Origin of the sequence: Umezawaea endophytica (assembly GCF_025061645.1) — a bacterium.
GTDB lineage: Bacteria > Actinomycetota > Actinomycetes > Mycobacteriales > Pseudonocardiaceae > Umezawaea > Umezawaea endophytica.
Genome location: NZ_JANYMP010000011.1, coordinates 195,531 through 222,157, shown reverse-complemented (window position 1 = coordinate 222,157; position 26,627 = coordinate 195,531). Strand labels below are relative to the sequence as shown.

Annotated in this window: 27 protein-coding genes, 1 tRNA gene and 1 pseudogene; 9 read left to right on the top strand and 20 right to left on the bottom strand. The window is 70.7% G+C overall.

Translation table 11 applies throughout. The annotated features are described in order from the left end of the window. The first annotated feature begins 42 nt into the window (after positions 1-42). Positions 43-120: transfer RNA gene (locus NZH93_RS23780), tRNA-Leu, on the top strand. Between the two features lie 597 nt (positions 121-717). Here the strand turns inward: NZH93_RS23780 and NZH93_RS23775 are convergent. From NZH93_RS23775 to NZH93_RS23735, 9 genes are all read right to left on the bottom strand, one after another. After that, positions 718-2,370, bottom strand: a complete 1,653-nt coding sequence (locus tag NZH93_RS23775; protein WP_259625387.1) for a DUF885 domain-containing protein — start codon at positions 2,368-2,370, stop codon at positions 718-720. Positions 2,371-2,400: 30 nt separating this feature from the next. Further along, positions 2,401-3,048, bottom strand: a complete 648-nt coding sequence (locus tag NZH93_RS23770; RefSeq protein ID WP_259625386.1) for a LuxR C-terminal-related transcriptional regulator — start codon at positions 3,046-3,048, stop codon at positions 2,401-2,403. Beyond that, entirely contained in the window at positions 3,000-4,280 is a 1,281-nt protein-coding gene (locus NZH93_RS23765) for a sensor histidine kinase (RefSeq protein WP_259625385.1), read from the bottom strand. The genes NZH93_RS23770 and NZH93_RS23765 overlap by 49 nt, the downstream gene beginning before the upstream one ends. Positions 4,281-4,335: 55 nt before the next feature. Continuing rightward, on the bottom strand, positions 4,336-5,220 hold the full coding sequence (gene pqqB / locus NZH93_RS23760) for a pyrroloquinoline quinone biosynthesis protein PqqB (RefSeq protein ID WP_259625384.1): 885 nt from the start codon (positions 5,218-5,220) through the stop codon (positions 4,336-4,338). Further along, entirely contained in the window at positions 5,217-6,299 is a 1,083-nt protein-coding gene (gene pqqE / locus NZH93_RS23755; RefSeq protein ID WP_259625383.1) for a pyrroloquinoline quinone biosynthesis protein PqqE, read from the bottom strand. The genes pqqB and pqqE overlap by 4 nt, the downstream gene beginning before the upstream one ends. After that, a complete protein-coding gene (gene pqqD / locus NZH93_RS23750; RefSeq protein ID WP_308214229.1) occupies positions 6,292-6,558 on the bottom strand; it encodes a pyrroloquinoline quinone biosynthesis peptide chaperone PqqD in 267 nt (88 codons plus the stop codon). Before pqqD ends, pqqE begins: the two co-directional genes overlap by 8 nt. Continuing rightward, positions 6,555-7,253 (bottom strand): pyrroloquinoline-quinone synthase PqqC, encoded by a 699-nt coding sequence (gene pqqC, locus NZH93_RS23745; RefSeq protein WP_259625381.1) that lies wholly within the window; start codon positions 7,251-7,253, stop codon positions 6,555-6,557. The genes pqqD and pqqC overlap by 4 nt, the downstream gene beginning before the upstream one ends. A gap of 73 nt (positions 7,254-7,326) precedes the next feature. Continuing rightward, positions 7,327-7,458, bottom strand: coding sequence for a pyrroloquinoline quinone precursor peptide PqqA (gene pqqA / locus NZH93_RS50780; protein WP_308214228.1), 132 nt, complete (start codon positions 7,456-7,458; stop codon positions 7,327-7,329). A gap of 182 nt (positions 7,459-7,640) precedes the next feature. Further along, positions 7,641-8,801, bottom strand: coding sequence for a polysaccharide deacetylase family protein (locus NZH93_RS23735; RefSeq protein ID WP_259625380.1), 1,161 nt, complete (start codon positions 8,799-8,801; stop codon positions 7,641-7,643). Between the two features lie 209 nt (positions 8,802-9,010). Here NZH93_RS23735 and NZH93_RS23730 point away from each other — a divergent pair, with 209 nt between their 5' ends. Next, a complete protein-coding gene (locus tag NZH93_RS23730) occupies positions 9,011-9,802 on the top strand; it encodes a Bax inhibitor-1/YccA family protein (protein ID WP_259625379.1) in 792 nt (263 codons plus the stop codon). A gap of 651 nt (positions 9,803-10,453) precedes the next feature. On the opposite strand, the gene NZH93_RS23725 is transcribed toward NZH93_RS23730, so the two are convergent. After that, entirely contained in the window at positions 10,454-11,674 is a 1,221-nt protein-coding gene (locus NZH93_RS23725; RefSeq protein WP_259625378.1) for an acetyl-CoA C-acetyltransferase, read from the bottom strand. A 244-nt stretch (positions 11,675-11,918) separates the two neighbouring features. Here NZH93_RS23725 and NZH93_RS23720 point away from each other — a divergent pair, with 244 nt between their 5' ends. The 3 genes from NZH93_RS23720 to NZH93_RS23710 all read left to right on the top strand — a co-directional run bounded on the left by NZH93_RS23720 (position 11,919) and on the right by NZH93_RS23710 (position 15,867). Further along, on the top strand, positions 11,919-13,289 hold the full coding sequence (locus tag NZH93_RS23720; RefSeq protein WP_259625377.1) for a cystathionine beta-synthase: 1,371 nt from the start codon (positions 11,919-11,921) through the stop codon (positions 13,287-13,289). 115 nt (positions 13,290-13,404) lie between these two features. Further along, positions 13,405-14,529 carry an RDD family protein gene (locus NZH93_RS23715; RefSeq protein ID WP_259625376.1) on the top strand — a complete coding sequence of 375 codons (1,125 nt, stop codon included), beginning with the start codon at positions 13,405-13,407 and terminating at the stop codon, positions 14,527-14,529. Between the two features lie 183 nt (positions 14,530-14,712). Beyond that, a complete protein-coding gene (locus tag NZH93_RS23710; protein ID WP_259625375.1) occupies positions 14,713-15,867 on the top strand; it encodes a cystathionine gamma-synthase in 1,155 nt (384 codons plus the stop codon). 59 nt (positions 15,868-15,926) lie between these two features. Here the strand turns inward: NZH93_RS23710 and NZH93_RS23705 are convergent, their stop codons facing one another. Continuing rightward, the gene (locus NZH93_RS23705; RefSeq protein WP_259625374.1) at positions 15,927-16,175 is read right to left on the bottom strand and encodes a hypothetical protein; all 249 of its coding nucleotides are present in this window, start codon (positions 16,173-16,175) and stop codon (positions 15,927-15,929) included. A gap of 207 nt (positions 16,176-16,382) precedes the next feature. Then, complete coding sequence (hppD, locus tag NZH93_RS23700) at positions 16,383-17,585, bottom strand: 4-hydroxyphenylpyruvate dioxygenase (protein WP_259625373.1); 1,203 nt, start codon at positions 17,583-17,585, stop codon at positions 16,383-16,385. Positions 17,586-17,687: 102 nt separating this feature from the next. On the opposite strand from hppD, the gene NZH93_RS23695 reads away from it, so the two are divergent. Continuing rightward, positions 17,688-18,182, top strand: a complete 495-nt coding sequence (locus tag NZH93_RS23695) for an Lrp/AsnC family transcriptional regulator (RefSeq protein WP_259625372.1) — start codon at positions 17,688-17,690, stop codon at positions 18,180-18,182. 18 nt (positions 18,183-18,200) lie between these two features. Here NZH93_RS23695 and NZH93_RS23690 read toward each other — a convergent pair whose 3' ends face one another. The 7 genes from NZH93_RS23690 to NZH93_RS23660 form a co-directional block, all read right to left on the bottom strand. Next, positions 18,201-19,703 carry an AMP-binding protein gene (locus NZH93_RS23690; RefSeq protein ID WP_259625371.1) on the bottom strand — a complete coding sequence of 501 codons (1,503 nt, stop codon included), beginning with the start codon at positions 19,701-19,703 and terminating at the stop codon, positions 18,201-18,203. Positions 19,704-19,716: 13 nt separating this feature from the next. After that, complete coding sequence (locus tag NZH93_RS23685) at positions 19,717-20,166, bottom strand: MaoC family dehydratase (RefSeq protein ID WP_259625370.1); 450 nt, start codon at positions 20,164-20,166, stop codon at positions 19,717-19,719. After that, positions 20,163-21,047: an amidohydrolase family protein gene (locus NZH93_RS23680; RefSeq protein WP_259625369.1), complete on the bottom strand. Its 885-nt coding sequence runs from the start codon at positions 21,045-21,047 to the stop codon at positions 20,163-20,165. Before NZH93_RS23680 ends, NZH93_RS23685 begins: the two co-directional genes overlap by 4 nt. After that, complete coding sequence (locus NZH93_RS23675) at positions 21,044-21,949, bottom strand: SDR family NAD(P)-dependent oxidoreductase (RefSeq protein ID WP_259625368.1); 906 nt, start codon at positions 21,947-21,949, stop codon at positions 21,044-21,046. Before NZH93_RS23675 ends, NZH93_RS23680 begins: the two co-directional genes overlap by 4 nt. 112 nt (positions 21,950-22,061) lie before the next feature. After that, the gene (locus tag NZH93_RS23670; protein WP_259625367.1) at positions 22,062-22,517 is read right to left on the bottom strand and encodes a MarR family winged helix-turn-helix transcriptional regulator; all 456 of its coding nucleotides are present in this window, start codon (positions 22,515-22,517) and stop codon (positions 22,062-22,064) included. An 81-nt stretch (positions 22,518-22,598) separates the two neighbouring features. Beyond that, the gene (gene greA, locus NZH93_RS23665) at positions 22,599-23,093 is read right to left on the bottom strand and encodes a transcription elongation factor GreA (protein ID WP_259625366.1); all 495 of its coding nucleotides are present in this window, start codon (positions 23,091-23,093) and stop codon (positions 22,599-22,601) included. A gap of 189 nt (positions 23,094-23,282) precedes the next feature. Next, on the bottom strand, positions 23,283-23,714 hold the full coding sequence (locus NZH93_RS23660) for a DUF4307 domain-containing protein (protein WP_259625365.1): 432 nt from the start codon (positions 23,712-23,714) through the stop codon (positions 23,283-23,285). Between the two features lie 138 nt (positions 23,715-23,852). Between NZH93_RS23660 and mca the strand changes: the two genes are divergently transcribed. From mca to NZH93_RS23645, 3 genes are read left to right on the top strand one after another with little or no spacing between them, the layout of a single operon-like run. Continuing rightward, complete coding sequence (gene mca, locus NZH93_RS23655; protein WP_259625364.1) at positions 23,853-24,734, top strand: mycothiol conjugate amidase Mca; 882 nt, start codon at positions 23,853-23,855, stop codon at positions 24,732-24,734. After that, a complete protein-coding gene (locus tag NZH93_RS23650; RefSeq protein ID WP_259625363.1) occupies positions 24,734-24,976 on the top strand; it encodes a hypothetical protein in 243 nt (80 codons plus the stop codon). The genes mca and NZH93_RS23650 overlap by 1 nt, the downstream gene beginning before the upstream one ends. 11 nt (positions 24,977-24,987) lie before the next feature. After that, positions 24,988-25,557, top strand: a complete 570-nt coding sequence (locus tag NZH93_RS23645) for a hypothetical protein (RefSeq protein WP_259625362.1) — start codon at positions 24,988-24,990, stop codon at positions 25,555-25,557. A gap of 20 nt (positions 25,558-25,577) precedes the next feature. Here the strand turns inward: NZH93_RS23645 and NZH93_RS23640 are convergent. Next, positions 25,578-26,624 (bottom strand): annotated as a pseudogene (locus NZH93_RS23640) (metallophosphoesterase); the annotation flags it as partial. Between the last annotated feature and the right edge of the window lie 3 nt (positions 26,625-26,627).

Below are 26,627 nucleotides of genomic sequence, written 5' to 3'. Positions count from 1 at the left end.
TCTCGTTACTCGATCGCGCGGCCGACCTTTAAGCTGCCCGCTGCCCCCGTAGCCCAACCGGCAGAGGCAGGCCCCTTAAAAGGGTCAAAGGTACGGGTTCGACTCCCGTCGGGGGCACCACTCTTGATAAGCATAGACAACCTTCTGGCCAGTGCAAACCCGTCCGTGAAACATCCTATGACTTCTGGTAGCGGGTGTAGGTCCGCACTTCTCGGGCGATGAAGGCCTCTCACTCGAATGGACCATTTCCGCATAAATAGGGTTACGGCCCGTAGTGAGTGTGGCGGCTCGGATGAAGTTATTTTCGTGACCCCTGAACCGCTTCTCACCGTAGCAATCGGGTGACAGGGTGTAGTCGCCACGCCTGTGAGTGCGGCTCCAAGGGCACGACTCGGCCACCGGGGCGGAACGCGGGGAGAAGTCCGGGAGAGTGCCGGACGACGATTCGCGGATATTGACCGCTGGTCCCGGCGTCGACGCGCGAGAACGCGAGCGGGGGCGTCGACAAGGGAGTTCGAGCGCGACTTCGGCACCGGCGTGCGGGCGACCTCTATTCGCCAGGGGAAACAGCGCCGAGACGGCGACCGCTCCCCGATCGCCGTCCGCGAATCCGACCGCCAGGCCACCATTTCCTTAGCGGTTCGAACAATCAGTTGTCGAAGAACCCCGGCCCGAGTGCGACAAACCGAACCGGTTTTCGATCCACTCGCGAAAACCTCAAGCCGTCACTGGCGTGGACAAGGCCCAAGCGCTGACTACCTCGTCCAGCACGGCCAGCGGAAGCGGACCACCGCCGAGCACGACGTCGTGGAAAGCGCGGATGTCGAACCGGTCGCCCGCGGCCAGTTCGGCCTCCGCCCTGATCCGCTGGATCTCCAGCCTGCCGACCATGTACGCCAGCGCCTGGCCGGGCGCGGAGATGTAGCGGTCCACCTCGGACTCGATCTCCACGAGCGCGAGCGGCGTGTTCTCCCGCAGGTAGTCGATCGCCTGCGCGCGGCTCCACCCGAGCGCGTGCAGGCCGGTGTCGACGACCAGCCTGCCCGCGCGCATCGAGTCCGTGGCCAGCATGCCCAGCCTGGCGACGTCGTCGGAGTACAGGCCCATCTCGTCGGCCAGCCGCTCGCAGTACAGGCCCCAGCCCTCCAGGTAGGAGTTGATGTTCGCGAGCCTGCGCAGCATCGGCAGCCCGGTCATCCCCTGCGCGAGGGTGATCTGGAAGTGGTGGCCCGGAACGGCCTCGTGGAACGCGATGGCCTCGGACTGGTAGCGGTAGCGCTCCTGGGCCCGTGAGGTGTTCGCGTAGTACGTGCCGGGGCGCGAGCCGTCCAGCGCGGTGGGGGAGTAGTACGCGGTGGGCGCGCCCGGCGCCTCCGCCTCCGGTACGGCCGCCACCTCGCAGCGCACGGTGGGCACCGTGCCGAACCACTGCGGCGCGGCCCGCTCGGCGCGCTCCACGGCACCGCGCGCGGCGCCGAGCATCTCCTCGGCGTCCCGCCAGCGCAGGGCGGGGTCGGTGCGCAGCCGGTCGAAGATCGCGGCGAGGTCGTCGGTGCCGAACACCCGCAGCCCCACCTCGGAGTACTCCCGCGCGAGGTCCTCGATCAGCGCGAGACCGGTTTCGTGCAGGTCCTCGGGCGTCCGCGAGGTCGTCGTGTGCACGCGGGCCAGCGCCGCGTACAGGGCTGCGCCCTCGGGCAGCCAGCAGAGGCCCGGACGGCCTTCGGGGCGGCCCGCGGGCAGCACCTCCTGCTCCAGCACGTCCCGGTACCCGACGTACGCGGGCCGCACCAGCTCGGCGAGCAGCCGGTCGCGTTCGGCGGTGAACTCCGGCGGCCCGTCCTGGCGGGCCAGCGGGTCGGCGGACGGCGGCGTGGCCAGGTAGCGGTCGAAGAACGCGATGGCGTCGCGCACCAGGTGCGCCACCGGCAGCCTCCCGACGGCGAGGCCGCCGCGGTGCCGCTCCGCCAGCACGTCGAGGAACGCGGGCACGGCGGCCAGCCGCAGCAGGTAGTCGCGGCGCTGGTCGGGCGTCGCGACGGTGATCATCGGCAGGATCGTCAGCAGCGCGCCCGCGGGGGCGAAGAACGACCCGGCGATCGTGTACTCGACGGAGCGGGTGTCGAACTGGTCGGCGAGCGCCTCGGCCTGCTGCACGATGACGGCCTTGGTCACCGGGTCCTCGGCGGGCAGCGCCCGTGCGCGGGCGGCGATGTCCACGGCGGAGGCGCGCAGCGCGGCGGTGCCCTCCTCGCTGAGATCCGCGAGCAGGTGGTCGCGCCCGGCGATGCCGTAGAGCGAGGCTTCCAGCGGTTCAGCGGCCATCACCAGCTCGAACAGCTCGTCCGCGAGCTCGGTCGTCTCCGTCATGCCCCGATGGTACTTAGCTGAGATAAGGGTTCAGCCGCGGTTCAGGTAGGCGAGCACGGCGAGTACTCGCCGGTTGTCGTCGTCGCACGGCGGCAGGCCGAGTTTGCCGAAGATGTTCGCGGTGTGCTTCCCGACCGCCTTCTCCCCGACGAACAGCCTGGCGGCGATGGCCCCGTTCGACCGGCCCTCCGCCATCAGCCCGAGCACCTCCCGCTCGCGCGGCGTCAACGACCCGAGCGGTTCGTCGCGGACGTGGCTGGCCAGCAGTTGGGTGATGACCTCGGGGTCCATCGCGGTGCCACCCGCCGCGACCCGCCGGATCGCCTCCACGAACTGGGTCACGTCCGACACCCGGTCCTTGAGCAGGTAGCCGACGCCGCCCGCCCGGTCCGACAGCAGTTCCCGCGCGTAGAGCTGCTCGACGTACTGCGACAGCACCAGTACGGGCAGCCCCGGCACCCGGCGCCGGGCCGCGATGGCCGCGCGCAGGCCCTCGTCGGTGAACGTCGGCGGCAGCCGGACGTCCACGACCGCGACGTCCGGCTCGTGCTCGACCAGCGCGGCCAGCAGGGCGGGCCCGTTGTCCACGGCCTCCACCACCTCGAAGCCGTACGCCACCAGCAGTCGGATCAGGCCGTCCCTGAGGAGGACGAGGTCTTCTCCGAGGACAACTCGCACGGCAGCTCCAAGGTCACGATGGTCGGTCCGCCGACGGGGCTGGCCAGCCCGAGGGTGCCGTCGAACGCGGCGAGCCTGCGTTCGACCCCCCGGAGCCCACCGCCCGGCGTGACGGCCGTCCCGCCGCGGCCATCGTCCCCGACCATCACGGCCAGCCGGTCGTCGGTGTGCCGGACCCGGATCCAGGCCGACGTCGCGCCGCTGTGCTTCGCGATGTTCGCCAACGCCTCCGCCACGGCGAAGTACACGGCCGACTCGACCGGTGCCTGCGGCCTGCCGGGCAGCTCGATGTCGACCTCCACGGGCAGCGGCAGCGCCAGTGCCAGCGCGCGGACCGCGCCGTCGAGCCCGCGGTCGGCGAGCACCGGCGGGTGGATGCCGCGCACCAGGTCCCGCAACTCCGACAGCGCCAGCGTCGACGACTCGCGCGCCTCGGCCAGCAGCGCCCTCGCGGCGTCCGGGTCGCGCGCCATCAGGTCCTCGGCCATCCCGAGGCTCATGCCCAGCGCGACGAGCCTGGCCTGGGCGCCGTCGTGCAGGTCGCGCTCGATGCGGCGCAGTTCGGCGGCCTGCGCGTCGACGGTGTCGGCCCGCGAGTCCGCCAGCTCCCGCACCCGCGAGGTCAGGGTGGCCCGAGCGGTCGGGGCGAGCAGCCACCGGGCGACCGTCGCGTGCGCCTTCGCCGCCCACGGCGTCAACTGCCACGCGCCCGCCAGGAGCACCCCTCCCGCGATCGGGGCCAGCGCGAACCCGCCGGGGGTGTCGGCGTTCATGAAGACGTACTCGACCTCCTCCTCGGCGACCATCCAGACGAAGGGCATCAGGAACCCCAGCGCGCCGCCGACCCACAGCGCGAGCGGGACGATCCCCGCCACGACGCTGAGCGGCGCGTTGACGAACGTCCACGCCAGGTCCCGCCAGGTGGCCGGGTCGGTGGTGATCGCGCGCACCCTGGCGATCGGGCCGCGGCTGGGCGGGAGCCGGTACGGCGTCGGGATCTCCGTCCCGAGTACGTCACCCGCCCACCGCCGGTAGCCCCGCAGCGCCTTGCGCTCCAGCGCCGTGACGCCGAGCAGGACCGGTACGCCCACCGTGACGAGGATCAGCGGGTACGCGTAGAGCTGCACCGGGATCAGCAGCAGTCCCGCCAGCGCGAGTGGTATCCGGACGAGGCTCCACAGCACCAGCCGCAGGCGGTCGCGGAGTCGGCTCACCAGGTCTGTGTCCGTCATGCGTCGAGTCTGGCGTGCCGGGGCACCTCAGCGCGGTAGGTTTAACCCCCCGGTTTCAGACCTCGACCACCGTGCCGTCCGGCGGGACCTCGACACCCGCCGCCACGAGTTCCGCGTGCTCGGCGGAACCGGGGTCCAGCACCGGGTTGGTGTTGTTGAGGTGCGTGTAGATCCGCCGGACGTCGGGGTGGCGGCGCAGTTCGGGCAGGCTCAGCTCGATCGGCAGGTGGCCCATCCCGGCCTGCCCGTGCGAACGGCCGGTGGAGGCGCCCATCTCCCCGGCCGCGTGGAAGGTCCCGTCGAGCAGCAGGACGTCGGCGTCCGCGAGGAGCCGGTCCAGCGCGGTCGGCCAGGTGGCCAGGCAGGGCGCGTAGACCAGGACGCCGCCGGTCCGCGGGTCCTCGACGCGGTAGGCGACCACCCACGTGGAGTCCACTGTGGACTCGGCGGCGTACCGGGGGCGCTTGCCGCTGATCGGCACGGCCGTGACCACGAGCCCGCCCGCCAGCGTGAACGGCCGGTGCGGTTCGACCTCCCGCCACGTCCACCCGGCGTACCCGTCCAGGACGCGCCGCACGTCGAGGTCCGTCCGCAGGGCGTCCGCCACGGTCGCGGTCGCGCGCACCTCCAGCCCCTCCGCGCCGCGCAGCGCGAGCAGGCCGAGGGTGTGGTCCAGTTCGGCGTCGGTGAGGACGACCCCGCGCACCGGCGTGTCGCGGGGTCCGGGTCCGGGGTCGAGCGCCGCGGTCGCCACGAGTTGGGCGCGGATGTCGGGGGAGGCGTTGAACAGCCACCAGTCCTCGCCGTCACCGCTGACGGCGAGGCAGTCCTGGGTCCGGGGCCGCAGCCGACCCGCGCGGGCCGCCGCGCACGGTTCGCACGCGCAGTTCCACTGCGGGAAGCCGCCGCCCGCCGCGGTGCCGAGCAGGACCGCCTTCACCGGTCCGCCTGCCGCATGACCAGCGCGGGCTCGACGACGGGCCGCGTCTCCGCGGCCAGGATCAGGTCCACGGTCCCGCGATCGGGCGAGAGCGAGCAGACCGGGTCGGTGTTCGCCGCGTCCTCGGTGAGCTGGAAGGCCTGGCAGCGGCACCCGCCGAAGTCGACCTCCCGGCGGGCGCAGCCCCGGCACGGGTCGCGCATCCAGTCCGTGCCCCGGTAGGCGTTGAACGACCTGGAGTCGTGCCAGATGTCGGCCAGCGCCTTGTCGCGCACGTTGTCGACCTCCAGGTCCGCGATGACCGTCGCGGCGGGGCAGGGCAGGACCTTCCCGTCGGGGGCCACGGTGAGCTGCCGCGCGCCCCAGCCGTGCATGCACGGCTTCGGGTGGGCCTCGTGGTAGTCGGCGATCACGTAGACGATCTCCATCGTGCCGCGCAGGCGGTCCTGCGCGGCGGCCACGACCGGGTTCGCAGCGGCCAACTGCTCCGCGGTGGGCAGCAGCGCGGCCCGGTTGCGCAGGGCCCAGCCGTAGTACTGGGTGTTGGCCAGCTCCAGCCGCTGCGCGCCCATCCGCTCGGCCAGCGCGATGAGGCCCGCCACGTTGTCGAGGTTCCGCCGGTGCAGGACCACGTTCACCGTGAGCGGGACGCCGATCGCGGTCACCAGGTCGGCGGCGACCAGCTTGTGGTCGTGGGCCCGCACGCCCGCGATCCGGTCCGCGCCCGCCCGGTCGGCGTCCTGCACGGAGAGCTGCACGTGGTCGACGCCGCGGGACACCAGGTCCGCCAGGCGCTCCTCGGTGAGCCCCAGCCCGCTGGTCACCAGGTTCACGTAGCAGCCGAGCCCCGCCGCGTGGCCGACCAGTTCGGGGAGGTCCTTGCGCCCCAACGGTTCCCCGCCGGACAGGTGCACCTGGAGGACGCCGAGCGCGCGGGCCTGGTCGAACACCGAGAACCACTGCCCGGTGTCCAGCTCGTCCCGCCGCCGGACCAGTTCCAGCGGGTTCGAGCAGTAGCCGCACCGCAGCGGGCAGCGGTGGGTCAGCTCGGCGAGCAGCCCGAACGGCGCCTCAGCCATCCAGGACCACCACCCCGCGGGCCACCAGCCGCTCGACCAGTTCGACGACGTCGCGGGGCTCCACCCCGGAGAAGTCGTCGGCCAGTCGACGGGTGATGTCGCCGATCGTGGCCCGGCCGTCGCAGAGGTCGACGACGGCCGCGGCGGTCTCGTTCAACACCAGCACCCCCTCGGGGAACAGCACCACCGCGCTCTCCCGGACCTGGTCGTACGAGACCCGCGCGCCCGGCCTGATCCGCGGGACCGACTCGGGCGTCACCACCGCTCCCGGCGGGCGTAGTAGTCGACGGTGTCCAGGATCGACCGGAGCACGTCGCACTTGAACGACAGCGCGGCGACGGCGGCCTCCTGCTGCTCCCTGGTGGCGCAGTTGCGCACCACCAGGTCCACAGTGGACTTCCCCTCGCCCGCGACCACGTCGAGCCTGGTGGTGAAGTAGGTGAAGCCCTCCTCCGCGATCCACGGGTACCGCAGCCGCATGTCGGACAGCCGCCGCGCCATCAGCCCGTGCGAGAACATCTCGGTCAGCCCGGACGCGACCGCCTCGACCCACGGCCTGGTGCGCGCGAACGTGACGTACGCGTCCACGGCGAACCGCGTGCCGGGCAGGACGTGCCGCTCGTCCAGCACCTCCTCGCGGGACAGCCCGAGCGACTCGGCCAGCCGGAGCCAGTTCTCCGCCCCGCCCTCACCCGCGCGGGTGCCGTCGTGCCAGACGATGCGCTCCCGCCACTCCCGGCGGACGTCGGCCACCGGGCAGTTGGCCAGGATCGCCGCGTCCTTCTGCGGGATGCACCGCTGGTAGTACCAGCGGTTGGCCGCCCACGACCGGAGTTCCCGCTCGCTCAGCGAGCCGTCGTGCAGGCGCAAGTGGAAGGGGTGGTCGTGCCAGTAGCGGGGGGCGAGGGCGCGGAGTTCCGCCTCGAACTCCTCCGCGGGCAGCAGCGCTCGCAAGGTGGTGCTCCTCGGGTCGACGCGACGCCGTGGACCCGGACACGGGCCCACGGCCTCCCACGGGGTGACCGGGTCAGGAGCGGGCCGCGTAGGCGGTGACCTCCATCGGGGTGTCGAAGTCCCGGAAGTCCGGCTTCAGCCAGACGCGCTTGGCGGAGACCGGCGGCTGGGGCGCCGGGCGGGCGACGATCTTGGTGACGGTCATGTGCGCACTCCTCGGGTCGGGTCGAGCACCGTGGCCGCGCGGCGGATGACCTCACCGTAGGTCGTCCGAGGTGTCAGCCCCAGTTGGGAAGGATTGTTTCCGAAATACAGGGCTTTCCGGTCAGGAAGAGGACCCGTGGACGATGACCGGGACAGCTCACCCGATGACCGGGTGGCGCGTCCCTAGTTCCGCGCCGCCGGGAAGCTGCGGAGCTGCGCCAGGATCTGCGGGTCCTGGAGCTGCATCCACTGGATGACCTCGGTGTAGGTGGCGCACACGGTGTCCTTCTGCACGCAGACCTCGCCCATGAACTGCTCGACGGCGGCGCTGAACGCGCCCCCGGCCCACTCGTTGAAGTGGTTGCCGATGGTCAGCGGCGCCCGGTTCCCGTTGAAGGCGGCCCGGTACACGGACCAGTAGGTCTCGACCACCACGGCGGTGAACTCGGCGGCCTTCTCCGGCTCCTCCTTGGCGCCGTTCAGCGCGTACCAGAGGTTGAAGTCCATCATCACCGCCTGCCGGTTCAACGCGGGCACCCGCACCTCGGGCAGGGGGAACTCGTAGACCCCGTCGATGACCGTCGGCCAGGTGACGCCGAGGCTGACGTGGCTGGTGTCGTAGACGAGCCCGTGCGCCTTCATGGCCGGGAACGCGGCCTTCCAGTCGGCCTCCAGGCAGGGGGTCCGACCGCCCCGGACGTTCTTCGGGTCGAGCTGGAACCCCTTGGCGCGGGACTTCTCGACGATCGAGAAGAACTGGTCCATCTCGTCGTTCCACTGCTCGGTGCTCCAGGTGCCGACGCTGGGCTCGGTGCCCTGGCAGAAGTGCCCGTTGTAGTGGGTGCCGATCTCGTGCCCGGAGGCGATGACGTCGTTCAGGTACTCGATGCGCTGGGTGATGTCCTGCCTGGTCCCGCCGAACCCGATCGACGAGAAGCCCCGGTCGTGGCCCGGACCGGTGTAGTCGTCGCCCTGGTCGTCGCTCATCATGTAGACGCCCGACAGGAGGCCCGTGACGTGCGCCTTCGCCTGCCGGGTGATGGGGAGGACGCGGTCCCAGTGCTCCTTGGACGCGGCGCCGTCGAACGAGAACATGACGAACTGCGGCGGCTTCTCGTTCGGGCCCAGCTTGCGCATCCAGTCGGCGCGCGGTTCGGCCGGTGCGGGCACCTCGGGCACGGGCCCGCTCACGACCGGCTGCCGCTGCGGCGCGGGCAGGCCCGCCGACACCGGGTCGGGCTGCTGCTCCTGGTGAGGCCCGCCGAGGGTGACCAGCACCGCCACGGTGACCCCGAGCGCCACACCGATCGTCACCCAGCCCAGCCGCTTCTGTTTCCACGCCACGACAGGTAAAGACGGCGGTCCCCTGCCGCTGGTTGCGTCCAGATCACGATCAACTTCTCCGGGCTGTGTCGATCGTTACGTCCCGCCGGGGGGATAACCAGGTGCCGAGATCGACAGTCCAGGTAAAGTCACTTTTACCCGACGGGAACCGATCGACTCGTGTGGTCGTTGAACCCCGTGACGGCGTCAGCACGCCACAGGAGGACGAGGTGCGTACCACCAGCAACCCCGCTTTCCGCAACCTGCCGACCGGCGGTTACGGGAACAACTACGCAGGCTTCGGTCAGCCGCCGCAGCAAGCGGGCCCCGGCTACGACCCTGCACCCCCATCGGCGGCCAACCGCCCGATGACGATCGACGACGTGGTCACCAAGACCGGCGCGACCCTGGCCGTGCTCTTGATCGCGGGCACCATCACGTACGTGATGGAGGCCGTGGCCCTCGCGTTGCCGGCGATGATCATCGGTTTCGTGTTGGCCCTGGTCAACATCTTCAAGAAGAAGCCGAGCCCGGCGCTCGTGCTGGCCTACGCGGCGGTGGAGGGCGTCTTCCTCGGCGCCGTCAGCTTCTTGATCGGCCGCGCGTTCAGCAACGGCAGCTCGATCGTGATCCAAGCGATCATCGGCACCATCGGCGTGTTCATCGGCATGCTGGTCGTCTACAAGACCGGCGCCGTGAAAGTCACGCCCAAGCTGACCAAGTGGATCACCGGCGCCGTCATCGGCGTAGCGGTGCTCATGCTGGCCAACCTGGTAGCGGGCTTCCTCACGCCGGGCGGCCTTGGCCTGCGCGACGGCGGCACCATCGCCATCATCTTCAGCCTGGTCTGCATCGGCATCGCCGCGTTCAGCTTCCTGCTGGACTTCGACGCGGCAGACGAAGCAATCCGCGCAGGCGTACCGGCGGTATTCGCCTGGAGGGTCGCCTTCGGCCTGACCGTAACCCTGGTCTGGCTCTACCTGGAGATCCTGCGCCTGCTGTCCTACTTCAACTCGGACTGACAGGTACACACACGCTCCACAAGAAGGGCGCCCGACCACACGGTCGGGCGCCCTTCTTCGTTCTTCATGCCCTTGTCTTTCCCTTGACCAGCGGAAACACGACGGCACGCGACACCAGCACCCAACCGTGTTCGATTTTACTTGGGGGATTTGCCCCTTAAACTCGCGTCGGACGGCAGCTTCACCTCTGCCCTTTATTGTCCGACGAAGGGGCAAATCTAGGGGCCCCAAGTCAAATCGAACACCCCCCAACGCAACCGCGGCGAGCCAAGAGCCACCCACCACTCACCCCCTCCACCCACCCCCATCATCAGGCAACGCATCCCCCACCCTGATCAGGCAAGACACGCACAAATGCCCACGCTGCTCCCTCTCCACCCTCTCCACAGGCACGCTGTGCTCACAAGCGGCCTCGAAGAACCCCCGACCTCCACCAACCTGCTCAACCCTGAACGCATGGCACAAGAAGTCGTACCCGCTGTGCCACCACACGTACGGCATCGTCTGAGCCTCCCTACTCCCAGGTAGGGACACCCCACCCCCTTCTCGATGACGCGCAAAAGGGGACGACCACCGCAACGGAGCAGCAGCCGTCCCCTTCAGGGTCACCGATCACACAGAGCGAACCCAGCGCCTGACGACCCAACCGAGCTAGCTCAACCTCTCCAACACCATCGCCATCCCCTGCCCACCACCAACGCACATCGTCTCCAACCCGAACTGCTTGTCGTGGAACGACAACGAGTTGATCAACGTGGTCGTGATCCGAGCCCCCGTCATCCCAAACGGATGCCCAACAGCAATGGCCCCACCGTTCACGTTCAACCGATCCAGATCGATCCCCAGCTCCTGATAAGACGGGATGACCTGCGCCGCGAACGCCTCATTGATCTCCACAAGATCAATATCCCCAACAGACATCCCGGCCAACGCCAGAGCCCGCCGAGAAGCCTCCACCGGCCCAAGCCCCATGATCTCCGGCGACAACCCGGACACCCCGGTCGACACGATCCGGGCCAACGGCGTGATCCCCAACTCACGGGCCTTCACATCACTCATGATCACCAAAGCCGCCGCCCCGTCGTTCAGCGGACAGCAGTTCCCCGCGGTGACCTTCCCGTTCGGCCGGAACACCGGCTTGAGCCCAGCCACCCCGTCCAACGTCACACCAGCCCGAGGACCGTCATCGGCGGACACCACAGTCCCGTCCGGCAACGTCACAGGCGTGATCTCCCGAGCCCAGAAACCATTCGCGATGGCCTTCTCCGCGAGGTTCTGCGAGCGCACGCCGAACTGGTCCATCTCCTCGCGGGAGATGCCCTTGGCCCACGCCAGGTTCTCGGCGGTCTGGCCCATGGAGATGTAGATGTCCGGCACCAGGCCCGCCGCGCGCGGGTCGGTCCAGGAGTCGGCACCGGCCTCGGCGGTCGCGACGGTCCGCGCCTCGGCTTCGGCGAACACCGGGTTGTGAGTGTCGGGCCAGCCGTCGGAGTTGCCGCGCGCGAAGCTCGACACGGTCTCGACGCCCGCGCTGATGAACACGTCGCCCTCGCCGGCCTTGATGGCGTGCAGCGCCATCCGGGTGGTCTGGACGCTGGACGCGCAGTACCTGGTCACGGTCGTGCCGGGGACCTGGTCGTAGCCCGCGAGCACGGAGACCACGCGGCCCATGTTGAAGCCCTGCTCGCCGCCGGGGAGGCCGCAGCCGAGCATCAGGTCGTCGATGGTGGACGGGTCGAGTTCCGGGACCTTCGCGAGCGCGGCCTTGACCATCTGCACGGTCAGGTCGTCGCCGCGGATGTCCTTCAGCGAACCCTTGCCCGCGCGGCCGATGGGGGATCGGGCGGCGGAGACGATGACGGCCTCAGGCATTACGGAACTCCTTTGTTCACCGCAGCGTGTCGATTCACCCTAGTTAACGCCTGTTCAGCCGGGCCACCACTCGTGACGAAGACCGCCGTGCTTTCACGATGCCGAAAGATCCACCACCGGTCCATCCGGGTGACCACCCGTTCCGGTCGCCCGGTCGGCCGGGTGGTCGTCCACCGGCCACCCGAACCGCGAGGTCGAGTTACGCTTCGCCGGTCATCTCGCGAAGTGGGAAAGGACTCTCCCGGTGGAGTACGTCGAGCACGTCGTCGACCTGGTTGGCAACACGCCGCTGGTGAAGTTGAACTCGATCACGGAGGGCGCGGCGCCGCTGGTGCTCGCCAAGGTCGAGTACCTGAACCCCGGCGGGAGCGTGAAGGACCGCATCGCGCTGCGCATGGTGGAGGCGGCCGAGGCCTCCGGTGAGCTGCGGCCCGGCGGCACGATCGTCGAGCCCACGTCCGGCAACACCGGCGTCGGCCTGGCGCTCGTCGCGCAGCGCCGCGGCTACAAGTGCGTCTTCGTCTGCCCGGACAAGGTCAGCGAGGACAAGCGCAACGTGCTGAAGGCGTACGGCGCCGAGGTCGTGGTGTGCCCGACGGCGGTCGCCCCGGAGCACCCGGACTCCTACTACAACGTGTCGGACCGCCTGGTGCGCGAGATCCCCGGCGCGTGGAAGCCGGACCAGTACTCGAACCCGCAGAACCCGCTGAGCCACTACCACTCCACCGGCCCGGAGATCTGGCGCCAGACGGAGGGGCGGATCACGCACTTCGTCGCGGGCGTCGGCACCGGCGGCACGATCTCGGGCACCGGCAGGTACCTCAAGGAGGTGTCCGGCGGCAAGGTGAAGATCATCGGCGCGGACCCCGAGGGCTCCGTGTACTCCGGTGGCACCGGCCGCCCGTACCTCGTCGAGGGCGTCGGCGAGGACTTCTGGCCGGACGCGTACGACCGCGACATCTGCGACGAGATCGTCGCCGTGTCCGACGCCGACTCGTTCTCCGTCACCCGGCGCCTCGCCCGTGAGGAGGGCCTGCTCGTCGGCGGCTCTTGCGGCATGGCCGCCGCGGCGGCGCTGAAGGTCGCGCGGAGCTGCGGCCCGGACGACGTCGTGGTCGTGCTGCTGCCCGACGGCGGCCGCGGCTACCTGTCGAAGGTCTTCAACGACCAGTGGATGTCGTCCTACGGCTTCCTGCCGCCCGACTCGTCCGGCGCGACCGTCGGCGACGTGCTGCGGCGCAAGGACGGCCACATCCCGGACCTGGTCCACGGCCACCCCAAGGAGACGGTCGCGGAAGCGGTCGCGATCCTGCGCGAGTACGGCGTCTCGCAGATGCCCGTCGTCAACGCCGAGCCGCCCGTCATGGCCGCCGAGGTCGCGGGAGCGGTCAACGAGCGCGACCTGCTGGAGGCGCTGTTCACCGGCAAGGCCCAGCTCGCCGACACGCTGGAGAAGCACATGTCGGCCCCGCTGCCGACGATCGGAGCGGGCGAGTCGGTCGGCGTGGCGATGAAGGCACTGTCCCATGCGGACGGTGCACTGGTGCTGGACGACGGCAAGCCCGCGGGCGTCGTTACCCGGCAGGACATCCTGGGTTTCCTCGCCGGACGCTGAGCGGGGCGTTCCGCGGCGCGTTCACCGGTTGCCGGTGGCCGGTCGTGGTCGATCCGCTAGCGTGACCTGGACCCGACCCGTAAGCGCGACCCGAACAAAGGGGCTGGACACTCCGATGAACGCTCCGCAGCCGCCAGAAGGCCAGAACCAAGGCGGCCAACCACAGGAGAGCCAGGGGCAGGCTCCCAGCGCCGACGCGACGCAGGTGGTGCCGAGCGGCGGACAGCCCCCGGCGTTCCCGACCTCGGACGCGACCCAGGTCGTCACCCCCGGCCAGGGGCAGCAGCCGAACTCGGACGCGACGCAGGTCGTGTCCGGTCAGGGCCAGCAGCCGCCGCAGTCGAACCCGTTCGGCCAGCCGCCGCAGACCGGCTCCGGCGGGTTCCCCGCCCAGCAGCCGCCCGCGTACGGCCAGCAGCCGGGCCAGTTCGGCCAGCCGCCGTCGAACCCGTACGGCCAGCCCGCCCAGCCCTACGGGCAGCAGCCGTACGGCCAGCAGCCGCCGCCGTCGAACCCCTACGGCCAGCCGCCGCAGCAGCCCTACGGGCAGCCCCAGCAGCAGCCGTGGGGCGCTCAGCAGCAGCCCGGCCAGTACGGCCAGCCGCAGCAGGCCTGGGGCGGCGCGCAGGCCGGCTACCCCGGTCAGGCCGGGTACGGCGCCCCGGCGGGCAACTACGCCGAGTGGGGCTCGCGCGCCATCGCGGGCCTGATCGACTACGTGGCCCCGGTCGTCGTGTTCTACCTGCTGGTCTTCGTGGTCGCCACCAGCGTCGACCCCGGAATCGCGCTCGCCGTGGGTGGTCTCGGGTACCTGGGGATCATCGGTTACCAGGTGTACAACTCTGGCTACCTCCAGGGCACGACCGGCCAGACGTTCGGCAAGCGGGTCGCGAAGATCAAGCTGATCAGCGAGCAAACCGGTCAGCCGGTCGGCTTCGGCAACGCCTTCGTCCGGCAGCTCTGCCACTTCATCGACGGCGCGGCCTGCGGCATCGGCTACCTCGCCCCGCTGTGGGAGGCCAAGAAGCAGACCTGGGCCGACAAGATCATGAACACCGTCGTGGTCATGGCCGACGGCTCGGCCGCTCCCGCCCAGTACCCCGGTACCGGTGGCCAGCCCTACGGCTACGGCCAGCAGCCGCAGCAGCAGCCGGGTTACGGCCAGCAGCCCCAGCAGGGCTACGGGCAGCAGCCCCCGCAGCAGGGTTACGGCCAGCAGCAGCCGCCCCAGCAGTGGTGACGGACTGACTCGAACGAGGGGCTCCCGGCCGGTGGTCGGGGGCCCCTCGTCCGTTCGGGACCGAAGCACGGGCGCGTTGCTCCGGCTGGTCGGGGGAACGGATCCCCACCAGGCGGTTCCCGAGTCCTGGGCGCTGGACCTCGTGCTTTCGAACGCGTCCGAACTCACCCGTACGCTCTAGTCATGACGGACAGCTCCGCCCACTACGGCTTCGCGACCAGGGCAATCCACGCGGGTCAGGACCCCGACCCGACCACCGGCTCGGTGATCCCGCCCATCCACGCGACCTCCACCTACGCGCAGGACGGCGTCGGGGGCATGCGCGGCGGGTACGAGTACTCCCGCACCGGCAACCCGACCAGGGCGGCCCTCCAGGAGTGCCTCGCCTCCCTGGAGGGCGGCAGGCACGCCCGCGCCTTCGCGTCCGGCATGGGAGCGACCGACGCGGCCCTCCGCGCGATGCTGCGCCCCGGCGACCACATCCTCATCCCGAACGACGCCTACGGCGGCACGTTCCGCCTGATCGACAAGGTGCTCGGCCACTGGGGTGTCGAGCACACGCCCGTCGAGCTGTCCGATGTGGACGCCGTTCGCGCCGCGGTCCGCCCCAACACCAAGGTGATCTGGATCGAGACGCCAACGAACCCGCTGCTGAACATCGCGGACATCGCGGGCCTGTCCCAGATCGCGCACTCCGCGGGCGCGCTGCTCGTGGTGGACAACACCTTCGCGTCCCCGTACCTCCAGAGCCCGCTCGGTCTCGGCGCCGACGTGGTCATGCACTCCACGACCAAGTACATCGGCGGCCACTCCGACGTCGTCGGCGGCGCGCTCATCACGTCGGACGACGAGCTGGACGCCCAGTTCGGCTTCCTCCAGAACGGCGCTGGCGCGGTCGCCAGCCCGTTTGACTCATGGCTGACGCTGCGCGGCATCAAGACCCTCGAACTCCGCATGGAGAAGCACTCGGACAACGCCGAACTGGTCGTCCAGGCGCTGCTGAAGCACCCGAAGGTCAAGTCCGTGCTCTACCCCGGCCTGCCGGAGCACCCCGGCCACGAGCTGGCGTCGAAGCAGATGCGCCGGTTCGGCGGGATGATCTCGTTCACCGTCCACGGCGGCGAGCAGGCCGCGCTGGACGTGTGCGCGCGCACCAAGCTGTTCACGCTGGCCGAGTCGCTCGGCGGTGTCGAGTCGCTGATCGAGCACCCCGGCAAGATGACCCACGCCAGCACCGAGGGCTCGCTGCTGGAGGTGCCGTCGGACCTGGTCCGCGTCTCCGTCGGCATCGAGGCTGGCGACGACCTCGTCGCCGACCTGGTCACCGCGCTGGGCTGACCTCGTGCACCGCGAAGGCCCCCGCTCCACCGGAGCGGGGGCCTTCGCCGTCGTGACGCCTAGGGCTTGACCAGGTTGTCGCCGGGCAGGCTGTACTGCGCGTTCTCGGTCTTCGGCACCGCTGGCAGGTCCTGGCCGTCGACGCAACCGCCGACGAACTGGAGCGTGCCGTTCCGCTGTTCGAAGTGCCCGGAATCGTGGCAGCCGGCCTGGGCGACGGTGAAAAAGGCCGCGCCGGTCAGGGCCACGGCCGTGGCGACCGCTCCGAAGAGCGGAAGCACAGCGGCTGCGCGCCTTGCGAGAGCCATGCCGCCTCCCCGATGTGAATGCCCTGTGAGGTTCCCCAAGACAGAGGGTACCCGTCTCCACGCGGTGGGTACCAAGCTCGTCGGCGAGAGGTGGCGCGGACTCGCCGGGAGGCCCGGCCCACCCGCACCCTGTGACGCGCACCGGGAGCGGGGGGTTGCTCCGCTCCCGGCGAACGGCGTCTCAGGTGGCGCACGGCGTCAGGTGCGTCAGAGGTTGCCCCGGCGCTCCTGCTCGCGCTCGATGGCCTCGAACAGCGCCTTGAAGTTGCCCTTGCCGAAGCCCAGTGAGCCGTGGCGCTCGATCAGCTCGTAGAACACCGTCGGCCGGTCACCGGTCGGCGCGGTGAAGATCTGCAACAGGTAGCCGTCCTCGTCGCGATCGACCAGGATCCGGTGCTCCTTGAGCACCTCGATCGGCACGCGCACCTTGCCGATGCGGGCCCGCAGCTCGGGGTCGTCGTAGTAGGAGTCCGGGGTCTCCAGGAACTCGACGCCCGCCGCGCGCATCGCGGTCACGGTGCCGATGATGTCGTTGGTGGCCAGCGCGATGTGCTGCACGCCCGCGCCCGCGTAGAACTCCAGGTACTCGTCGATCTGCGACTTGCGCTGCGCGATGGCGGGCTCGTTCAGCGGGAACTTGACCCGGTGGTTGCCGTTGGAGACGACCTTGCTCATCAGCGCCGAGTAGTCGGTCGCGATGTCGTCGCCGATGAACTCCGCCATGTTCACGAAGCCCATGACGCGGTTGTACCACTCGACCCAGTAGTCCATCTTGCCGAGCTCGACGTTGCCGACGCAGTGGTCGACCGCCTGGAACAGCCGCTTCGGCGCGCCCTCCGGCCGCACGACGGTGCTCTCCTTGACGACGTAGCCGGGCAGGTAGGGCCCGCGGTAGGCGGACCGGTCGACCAGCGTGTGGCGGGTCTCGCCGTAGGTCGCGATGGCCGCCATGCGCACGGTGCCGTTGTCGTCGCTGACGTCGTGCGGCTCCTCCAGCACCGTCGCGCCCTGCGACCGGGCGTGCGCCACGCAGCGGTCGACGTCGTCGACCTCCAGCGCCAGGTCCACGACGCCGTCGCCGTGCCTGCGGTGGTGCTCCAGCAGCGGGCTGTCGGGCAGCACGCCGCCCTTGATGACGAACCGGGCCGACCCGGACTTGAGCACGAACGCCTTGTGGTCGCGGTGCCCGGTCTCGGGACCGGCGTAGGCGACGAGCTGCATCCCGAAGGCCACCTGGTAGAACCACGCGGTCTGGGTGGCGTTGCCGACCACGAACACCACGGCGTCCATCGAGCGCACCGGGAACGGGTCCTTGGTGGCGTCGTAGTCGACCAGGCCGACGAGCTGCCGGAGCTGGTCGTAGCTCACGTCGTCGAGCTGCTGGTCGGTGCGACCCAGAGTCCCGGTCATGGTGTTCCCCTCCGTTGGTCAGTTCGGTAGGAATAGGATGTGTCCCGCCGGGCATCCTGAGCAACACTCAGTGAAATCACTGGACATCTTGTATAGTGATGCATGACTTCGGGCGAGCAACTAGAACACTCTGACCAGCCGCTGGACCTGCTGGACGCCAGGCTCCTGCTGCTGCTCACCGACGAACCCCGCCTCGGGGTGCTGGAGTGCTCCCGCCGCCTGGGCGTGGCGCGCGGCACCGTGCAGGCCAGGCTCGACCGCCTGCTCGGACGGGGCGTCCTCACCGGTTTCCCGCCCGCGCTGGACCTGGCGGCGATGGGTTACGCGCTGACCGCGTTCGCCGTGCTGGAGATCGCCCAGGGCCGCAGGCAGGGGGTCTCGGAGGGCCTGGCGGCGATCAACGAGGTGTGCGAGGTCCACGCGACGACCGGCCAGGGCGACCTGTTCGTGCGCATGGTGGCCAGGTCGAACGCCGACCTCCAGCGGGTGATCGACGAGATGGTGGACGTGCCGGGGGTGGAGCGGCTGTCGACGTCGATCGCCCTGTCCACGCCCGTGCCGCCTCGGGTGCGCCCGCTGCTGGAGAAGATCACCTGACCCGTGCCCCGGAGCGGGTCACCTCAGCAGCCTGCGGAGGATCTTGCCGCTGGGGGACTTGGGGATGGCGTCGACGAACTCGACGTCGCGGACCTTCTTGTACGGGGCCACGCGGGCGGCGACCCACTCCATCAGCAGCTCCGGGTCGGTCGGCGTGGACGCCACCACGAACGCCTTGGGGGCCTCGCCGCCCTCGTCGTGCGGGACCCCGACCACCGCGACGTCGAGCACGTCGGGGTGGGTCAGCAGCAGCGCCTCCAGCTCGGCGGGCGCCACCTGGTACCCCTTGTACTTGATCAGCTCCTTGAGCCGGTCCACGATCAGGTAGAAGTCGCCGTCGATCCGCGCGACGTCCCCGGTGCGCAGCCAGCCGCCCTCCACGACGGTCGCGGCGGTCGCTTCCGGGTTGTCCAGGTACCCCGCCATGACCTGGGGTCCCCGCGCCCACAGCTCGCCCTCCTCGGAGTCCTCCCCGGTGGCCGGGTCCACCAGCCGGACCTCCGTCGACGGCAGCAGCGTCCCGACCGACCCGGCGGGCACCTCGGTGAACCCGTCCTCCGGCACCAGCGTGATGCCGGGGGACGCCTCGGTCATCCCGTAGCCCTGCCGGATCGGGCAGCCCAGCACGGCCTCCGCCCGCTGGACCACCGCGACGTCCAACGGCGCCGCCCCGGACACCGCGAACCGCAGCGACGAGAGGTCGTGGCCGCCACCACCGCGGTTGGCCAGCCCGAGCACCATGGGCGGGGCGAGGAACGCCCTGGTGACCCGGTGCTCCGCGATCATCCGCAGGTGCGCGTCGTGCTCGTACCGGGGCAGCGTCACGACGGTGCAGCCGTGCCGCAGGGCCATGCCGAGGATGATCGAGAACCCGTAGACGTGGAAGAACGGCAGCACGGCCGAGAACACCTCGTCCGGCGTCACCCGCCACTGGGCCGAGTTCTGCTCGACGTTCGCCACCAGGTTCCGGTGGGTCAGCATCACCCCCTTCGGCGGACCCGTGGTGCCGCTGGAGAACGGCAGCAGCGCCACGGTCGTGGCGGGGTCGACGTCGATCACCGGCGCCACGCCGGTCAACGACCCGAACGGCGTGAACCCCGTGGCCGAGCCGATCACGAATCGGTGCTCGACGGCCGCACCGGCGACTTTCTCCGCCACCGCTTCCGAAGCGATCACCGCGACGGCGCGGGACGCCGCCAGGTGCTCGGCGATCTCGCCGGGGGTCAGCGCCGGGTTCACCGGCGTCACGGTGGCGCCCGCGGCCAGCGCGGCGTGCAGCGCGAGCACGAACCCCGGCTGGTTGTGGCTGATCAGCGCGACGACGTCACCGGGCCCGATCCCCAGCGCCGCCAACCCTCCCGCCGCCGCGTCGACCCCGTCGGCCAGGTCCCGGTAGGTCAGCCGCTCGCCGGTGGCCGCGTCGACCACGGCGACCCGGTCGCCGTGCGCGCGGTCGACCAGGTGCTCGGTGAGGGTCGTGCCGGGGATGTCCACATCGGACTTGTCGCTGCGGTGGATCATCGTGGTCCCCGTCTCAGCGGTAGAAGCGGAACACCGGCTGCGCGACGCAAGCGGGCTTGGCGCCGTTCTCGATCTCCACGACCACGTCCGCGGTGAGCTGCACGCCGCCGCCGATCTGCTCGACCGACACCAGCGTGCCGGACAGCCTGATCCGCGCGCCAGAGGGGACGGGCGCGGGGAAGCGGACCTTGTTCAGCCCGTAGTTGACCTTCGTGGTGACGTCCCGGACGTCCAGGAGCCTGGTCCACAGCGGGATCACCAGCGCCAGGGTCAGGTAGCCGTGGGCGATGGGCCCGCCGAACGGCCCGTCCTTGGCGCGCTCCGGGTCGACGTGGATCCACTGGTGGTCGTCGGTGGCGTCGGCGAACAGGGCGATCCGCTCCTGCGTCACGTCCAGCCAGTCGCCGGTGCCGAGCGGGGTCCCCGCGAGGCCGGGCAGGTCGTCGAAGGCGACGGTGGTCATGGCTTCTCCTTCCGGTCCAGGCCGAGCGCCCTGACCGCGTTGCCCTTGAGGACCTTCGGCCGGACGTGGTCCTTGATCTCCAGTCGCGCGAAGTCGGCGAGCCAGCGGTCCGGGGTGATGAGCGGGTAGTCGGAGCCGAACAGGACCTTGTCCTGCAACAGCGAGTTCGCGTACCGGACGAGCTGCGGCGGGAAGTACTTCGGCGACCAGCCGGACAGGTCGATGTACACCTTCGGCTTGTGCGTGGCGACCGCCAGCGCCTCGTCCTGCCACGGGAACGACGGGTGCGCCATGATGATCGTCAGGTCGGGGAAGTCGACCGCCACGTCGTCGAGCAGCATCGGGTTGGACAGCCCCAGCCGGATGCCGCCGCCACCGGGCAGCCCGGCGCCGATGCCGGTCTGGCCGGTGTGGAACAGCGCGGGCACACCGAGTTCCTCGGCGACCTCCAGCAGCGGGTAGGCGCTGCGGTCGTTCGGCGCGAAGCCCTGCACCGACGGGTGGAACTTGATGCCGCGCATCCCGCGGTCGACCAGCGACCGGAAGATCCGCGCGCCCGTGCGGCCCTTGGCCGGGTCGACGCTCGCGAACGGGATCAGCACGTCCGGGTGCTCCGCGGCGGCGTCGGCGATCTCGTCGTTGGAGATGGCCCGGTGTCCGGTCGCGGACTCGGCGTCGACGGTGAACACGACCGCCGCCATCCGCCGTTCTCGGTAGTACGCGGCGGTTTCTCCCAGCGTCGGGGCGCGGTGGTCGGCGGCGAAGTACGCGGCCGACGCCTCGACGAAGGTGTCCGGCAGCGACAGGTGCCCGTGGCCGTCGACCTCGACGTGCGCGTGCACGTCGATGGCGGTCAGCGCGTCGAGGTCGAGGCCCGTCACGACTTCTGCTCCGGCAGCCGCTCGCCGATCCCCTGCTCGTGGGCCGCGAACACCGTCGGCCACGCCTCGGCGACGGCGTCGGCGCTCCACCCGCCGTCGGCGTACGCGACCACGGCCTGCGTCGGGTGCGTCCACAGCGACAGCCGGTCGCCGCCGACGCCGATGGCCTGGCCGGTGATGTCCTCCGCGGCGTCGGAGGCCAGGAACGCCACCACGCCCGCCGCGTCCTCGGGGGCACCGAAGGCCAGTGCCCGCCGGGCGAACAGCGGCATCGGCTCCCCGGCTCGGAGCGCTTCGACGTAGGGCTGGAGCGCGGGGATGGTCTCGGTCATCGCGGTCGCGGCGACGGGCACGACGGCGTTCACGGTCACCTTGGCGCGCGCCAGTTCCATCGCCCACGTGCGGGCGAACCCGACGATGCCCGCCTTCGCGGCGGAGTAGTTGGTCTGGCCGAAGTTGCCGCGCTGGCCCGCGGGGGAGCCGACCAGGACCAGCCGCCCGCCGGTGCCCTGTTCGCGGAACCGGACGGCCGCCGCCCGCGCGCAGGTGAACGTGCCGCGCAGGTGGACGTGGACGACGGTGTCGAAGTCCTCGTCGGTCATCTTCCAGAGCACCCGGTCGCGCAGCACGCCCGCGTTGGTGACCATCACGTCGAGCCTGCCGAACTCGCCGACGGCTCGCGCCACCAGCGCGTCCGCCGCCTCGGCCGAGCCGACCGCGACGACCTCGGCCACGGCTCGCCCACCCGCGTCGGAGATCTCCTTGACGGCTGCCGCCGCGGTGGCGGCGTCCACGTCGTTGACCACGACCGCGGCGCCCGAGGCGGCCAGTTCCCTGGCGTAGGCGAGGCCGAGCCCCCGCCCGCTCCCCGTGACGACCGCGACCTTGCCGCTGAGATCCATCAGTCCTCGTCCTCCCTCGACTCCGGGGCTCCGGAATCAGGGTGGACGTAAACTGTTGTGGATGTCAACGATTGGACTCGTCATCGGAACCGGAGGCCCCGCGTCCGGTGGGCTACTCGTCGGGGAACACCAGTTGCCGCAGCAGGGCGTTCAGCTCCACCTGCGTCTCCGGCTTCACGTCGGCCATGATCCCGCTCTGCGCCTCGGCGATCCTCCGCCCGCCCTCGCTCCGCACCCTGGTGCCCTCCGAGGTGGCGCTGACGAGCTTGCTGCGCCGGTCGTTGGGGTCCGTGACCCGCCTGACCAGCCCGTTCCCCTCCAGTTCGTCGACCAGTGCGACGACCTGCGAGGGGTCGAGGCCCATCAGCTCGGCCAGTCGGCGCTGGGTCACGCCGGTCTCGACCTCGCTCGCGAAGGCGAGCACGGAGTACGACCGGACGCGCAGGCCGAGCGGGGACAGCGCCTCGCTGGCCGTCTTGGCGAACACCCCGCTGGCTCGGGACAGCAGGAACCCGAGGTCCTGCGCCAAAGGATGTTCGTCGTGCACCAGATCCTCCAAGAACGTCAATAATTGACGATATCAATCAATGTTACAAGGCGCGCGAAAGGGGCGGCCACCCGAACGGTGACCGCCCCTGTGCGTCGTGGATCAGGCGGAGTAGGGGATCGCCTTGATCAGGGTGACCTTCTGGCTCTTGCCGTTCGGCAGCTCGTACTCGACGGTCTCGCCGTCCTTCGCGCCGAGCAGCGCCTTCCCGAGCGGCGACGCGGGGGAGTAGACCTCCATCGCGCCGTGCGCGCCCTCCTCGCGGGTGGCGAGCAGGAACTCCTCGGTCTCGTCGTCCCCGTCGTACCGGATGGTCAGCACGGTGCCGGGTGCCGCGACGCCCTTCGTGGTCGGCGCCTCGCCGACCTTCGCCGCCTGGAGGAGCTCCTGCAACTGCCGGATCCGGGCCTCCTGCTTGCCCTGTTCCTCGCGGGCCGCGTGGTAACCGCCGTTCTCCCGGAGGTCGCCCTCCTCGCGGCGCGCGTTGATCTCAGTGGCAATGACCGGGCGATTCTGGATCAGCTCGTCCAGCTCTTGCTTGAGCCGGTCGTAGGCCTCCTGGGTCAGCCAGGTCACCTGGGTGTCGCTCACGGTCACCAACTCCTCGTCTTGCTCCAAGTCCACCCCGTGGACTGGCAGTTTCCGGGCCACCAGCCCGCCCGGAACGGAAAAACACGGCCCACACCGGGGCCGTGCTGAGCTGCAAGAGTAACACGTTTACAACGTTCGACTACGGTGTTTTGTTCCCGACACCGCCGCTAAACCCGCAGATCACCCGCTTGGCCGCTACCTCGTGGACAGGTAGGCGGGTACCTGGTAGGAGCAGCCGAACACCTCTCCGGTGACCGGCGGTTTCGACGTGCGCAAGACCGTCGTTGCGGAGCTCGTGCTCCTACCTGGTGGGACGAGCACCTCCCGCCGTCCGGCCTCGTCGCCGTCGTCCGAACGGGCCCTGATGACGCACACCACGGGCTGGTCCGGCTCGTCCCGGACGACCTCGAACGTCACCTCGACGGAGCTGTCGTCCAGCACCTCGAACGCGCTCTGCTTCGCCTCGATGGGCTGGTTGCCGAGGTTCTGGTAGGCGACGAGCGCGACCACGGCCCCGACCAGCACGCCCACCACGGGCAGTGACCAGCGCAGCCACTTCGGCAGCGGCTTGCCCGCCTGCTTGCCGTAGCGGCCGTCGGGCAGCGTGCGCTGCGCCACTCCGGTCACCCCTTCTCACCCCGCCCGTTCACCGGCTGCGGACCAGCGGGAACAATGAGCGTCGACGTCCGCGTTGAGTGTCGCAGGAGCCGATCCGGCCCCGCTTGGTGGGGCGGTACGTGAATCGAAGAGGAGACCACGCCGGTCATGGTCGAGAAGCTGCGCCTGATGGCGGTGCACGCGCACCCCGATGACGAGTCGAGCAAGGGCGCGGCCACGATGGCCCGCTACGTCTCGGAAGGTCACGAGGTCATGGTCGTGACCTGCACCGGCGGTGAGGCGGGCAGCATCCTGAACCCCGCCATGAACCGCCCCGAGGTCCTGGAGAACATGGCCGAGATCCGCCGCGGCGAGATGGCCCGCGCCGCCGAGATCCTCGGCATCCAGCACCGCTGGCTCGGGTACGTCGACTCGGGCCTGCCCGAGGGCGACCCGCTGCCGCCGCTGCCGGAGGGCTGCTTCGCGCTGGTCCCGATCGAGGAGTCGGCGGAGAAGCTGGTCGAGGCCATCCGCGAGTTCCGCCCGCACGTCATCGTCACCTACGACGAGAACGGCGGCTACCCGCACCCGGACCACATCCGCACGCACGAGGTGTCCATCGCGGCCTTCGACGCGGCGGGCGACCCGGAGCGGTACCCCGAGGCGGGCGAGCCGTGGCAGCCGCTGAAGCTGTACTACTCGCACGGCTTCTCGCGCGCCCGGATGATGACGTTCCACAACGCGCTGCTGGAGATCGGCCAGGAGTCGCCGTACACCGAGTGGATCGCGAAGTGGGACCCGAACACCCCCGACGTGCTCGACCGCGTGACGACCAGGGTCGAGTGCGGTGAGTTCTTCGAGCAGCGCGACGAGGCGCTGAAGGCCCACGCGACCCAGATCGACCCGGAGAGCCGCTGGTTCTTCATCCCGCTGGAGATGCAGCGGCGGCTGTGGTCGACCGAGGAGTACGAGCTGGCCCGCTCGCTGGTGGACAGCACCGTGCCCGAGGACGACCTGTTCGCGGGCCTGCGCGAGAAGGTGTCGGTGTGATGCTCGCGAGGGTCCCCGTCGAGGACACGATCGCCGTCGTCGCGGCCCAGCCGCCGACGTCGAACGACCCCGGCGGCCAGAAGGAGGACTTCGGCAAGTCGTCCCCGCTGGGCCTGCTGCTGCTCGTGCTGTTCTTCATCGCGGTGTTCTTCCTGGTCCGCTCGATGAACAAGCACCTGCGCAAGCTGCCCGCCAGCTTCGACGAGCCCGAGGACCGCAAGGACGACACCTCGAAGGGCTAACCTGTCCCGCCGTGGACGTGATCGACTGGGATTCGCTGGAACCGGCCGCGGGCGCGCTCGCGTTCGACGGCGTCAGCGTGCCGTGGTGGGTCTGCGGCGGGTGGGCGCTGGAGCGCTACACGGCGGTCCGCGCGCCGCACGACCGGCTGGTCGTCGGGGTGTTCCTCGACGACGTCCCCGCGCTGCGCGACCACTTCGCGGGGGCGGACGTGTGGGCGGTGACCGACGGCTTCGCCGGCCCCGCCCCCGACGACCTGCCGCCGGACGTGACCAGGCTGTGGATCCGCGCCCGCCCGGACACCCCGTGGCAGCTCGACGTCCGCCCGACCCGGCGCTGGCAGGGGCGGTGGGTGTTCCCGCGCGACCCGACGGTCACGTTCCCGCTGGACGAGGTGACCTGGGTCGACGACGGCATCCGCTACCTCAACCCCGAGGTGGTGCTGCTGTTCCGGTCCGGGCGCGTGCAGCGCACCACCGACCTCGACAGCACCCTCCCGTGGCTGCGCGCCGAAGCCCGCGAGCGGCTGTTCACCGAACTCCGCAAGCTGGACCCGTCCCACGCCTGGTTGGAACGGGCCTAGCGCAGCGCTCCCGGCCGGGCGAACCACGTCCGGCGGGCGGGTACGGAGACGACCTCGCGCTCGGGGTAGCGCAGCGCGGTGAGCTTGCCGCCGAAGACGCAGCCGGTGTCCAGGCACAGGGTTCCGTTGACCCAGCGGGCTTCCGCCACCGGAGTGTGTCCGTAGAGGACGGTCGCGCGGCCCTCGTACTCCTCGGCCCACGGGTAGCGGATCGGGTTGCCCGCGTCGTCGGATTGGCCGGTGTTCTCGCCCCAGATGGCCAGGCTGCGCATCCGTGACGACTCGCGGCCGTGGTAGCGCTCCGGCAGACCGGCGTGCGCGAGGACCAGCGCGCCGCCGTCGAGCACGTAGTGCGGGACCAGCGCGTCGCAGAACTCCAGCACCCGCTGCCGGAACCCCGCCGACTCCTCCGCGAGCTGGTCCATCGACTCGGCGAGCCCGTGGTCGCGCCGCACGTCGTTGCCGCGCAGCGCTTTCACCAGCTTGTCCTCGTGGTTCCCGCGCACGGCCAGCGCGTTGCCCGCCGCGGCCATGCCCATCGCCAGCCGCAGCACGCCGGGGGTGTCCGGGCCGCGGTCGACGAGGTCGCCGACGAACGCGACCTTGCGGCCCTCCGGGTGCCGCGCGTCCACGGCCCGGCCCCGGTCGTCGTGCGCGACCACGTACCCCAGCTCCCGCAGCAGGTGCTCCAGCTCCACCCGGCAGCCGTGCACGTCGCCGATCACGTCGAACGGCCCGGTCTCGTGCCGCAGGTCGTTCGGCAGCCGCTCGGTCACCAGCCGCACCGCGTCCACGGCCGACTGGTCCGGCAGCACGTGCACGCGCCGGAAACCCTGCTCGCGCAAGGACCACTCGGTGGCGCCGACGGCGATGGCGACCGGGGTGGCGCTGCGCCGCTTGGCCAGCACGACCAGGTCGGCGCGCTGCGCGCGGGAGGCGTCCGTGGCGTCCACCACGGTGACGCCGCCCGCCCGCAGCCGCCGGTCGATCACGTCGTACCGGTCCACCGGCAGGGCTCCCGCCATCCGCGCGCCGAGCAGCACCACGAGCGACAGGTCGGGGATCATCAG

Excerpts from the sequence above, each read along its gene's own strand:
- NZH93_RS23690 (WP_259625371.1), bottom strand. The coding sequence starts at position 19,703 with ATGATCCACCGCAGCGACAAGTCCGATGTGGACATCCCCGGCACGACC.
- NZH93_RS23650 (WP_259625363.1), top strand. The coding sequence starts at position 24,734 with ATGCTCGCGAGGGTCCCCGTCGAGGACACGATCGCCGTCGTCGCGGCC.
- pqqE (WP_259625383.1), bottom strand. The coding sequence starts at position 6,299 with ATGGCTGAGGCGCCGTTCGGGCTGCTCGCCGAGCTGACCCACCGCTGC.
- NZH93_RS23715 (WP_259625376.1), top strand. The coding sequence starts at position 13,405 with ATGAACGCTCCGCAGCCGCCAGAAGGCCAGAACCAAGGCGGCCAACCA.
- NZH93_RS23765 (WP_259625385.1), bottom strand. The coding sequence starts at position 4,280 with ATGACGGACACAGACCTGGTGAGCCGACTCCGCGACCGCCTGCGGCTG.
- NZH93_RS23725 (WP_259625378.1), bottom strand. The coding sequence starts at position 11,674 with ATGCCTGAGGCCGTCATCGTCTCCGCCGCCCGATCCCCCATCGGCCGC.
- NZH93_RS23710 (WP_259625375.1), top strand. The coding sequence starts at position 14,713 with ATGACGGACAGCTCCGCCCACTACGGCTTCGCGACCAGGGCAATCCAC.
- NZH93_RS23705 (WP_259625374.1), bottom strand. The coding sequence starts at position 16,175 with ATGGCTCTCGCAAGGCGCGCAGCCGCTGTGCTTCCGCTCTTCGGAGCG.
- NZH93_RS23695 (WP_259625372.1), top strand. The coding sequence starts at position 17,688 with ATGACTTCGGGCGAGCAACTAGAACACTCTGACCAGCCGCTGGACCTG.
- pqqA (WP_308214228.1), bottom strand. The coding sequence starts at position 7,458 with ATGACCGTCACCAAGATCGTCGCCCGCCCGGCGCCCCAGCCGCCGGTC.
- mca (WP_259625364.1), top strand. The coding sequence starts at position 23,853 with ATGGTCGAGAAGCTGCGCCTGATGGCGGTGCACGCGCACCCCGATGAC.
- NZH93_RS23675 (WP_259625368.1), bottom strand. The coding sequence starts at position 21,949 with ATGGATCTCAGCGGCAAGGTCGCGGTCGTCACGGGGAGCGGGCGGGGG.
- NZH93_RS23775 (WP_259625387.1), bottom strand. The coding sequence starts at position 2,370 with ATGACGGAGACGACCGAGCTCGCGGACGAGCTGTTCGAGCTGGTGATG.
- NZH93_RS23685 (WP_259625370.1), bottom strand. The coding sequence starts at position 20,166 with ATGACCACCGTCGCCTTCGACGACCTGCCCGGCCTCGCGGGGACCCCG.
- hppD (WP_259625373.1), bottom strand. The coding sequence starts at position 17,585 with ATGACCGGGACTCTGGGTCGCACCGACCAGCAGCTCGACGACGTGAGC.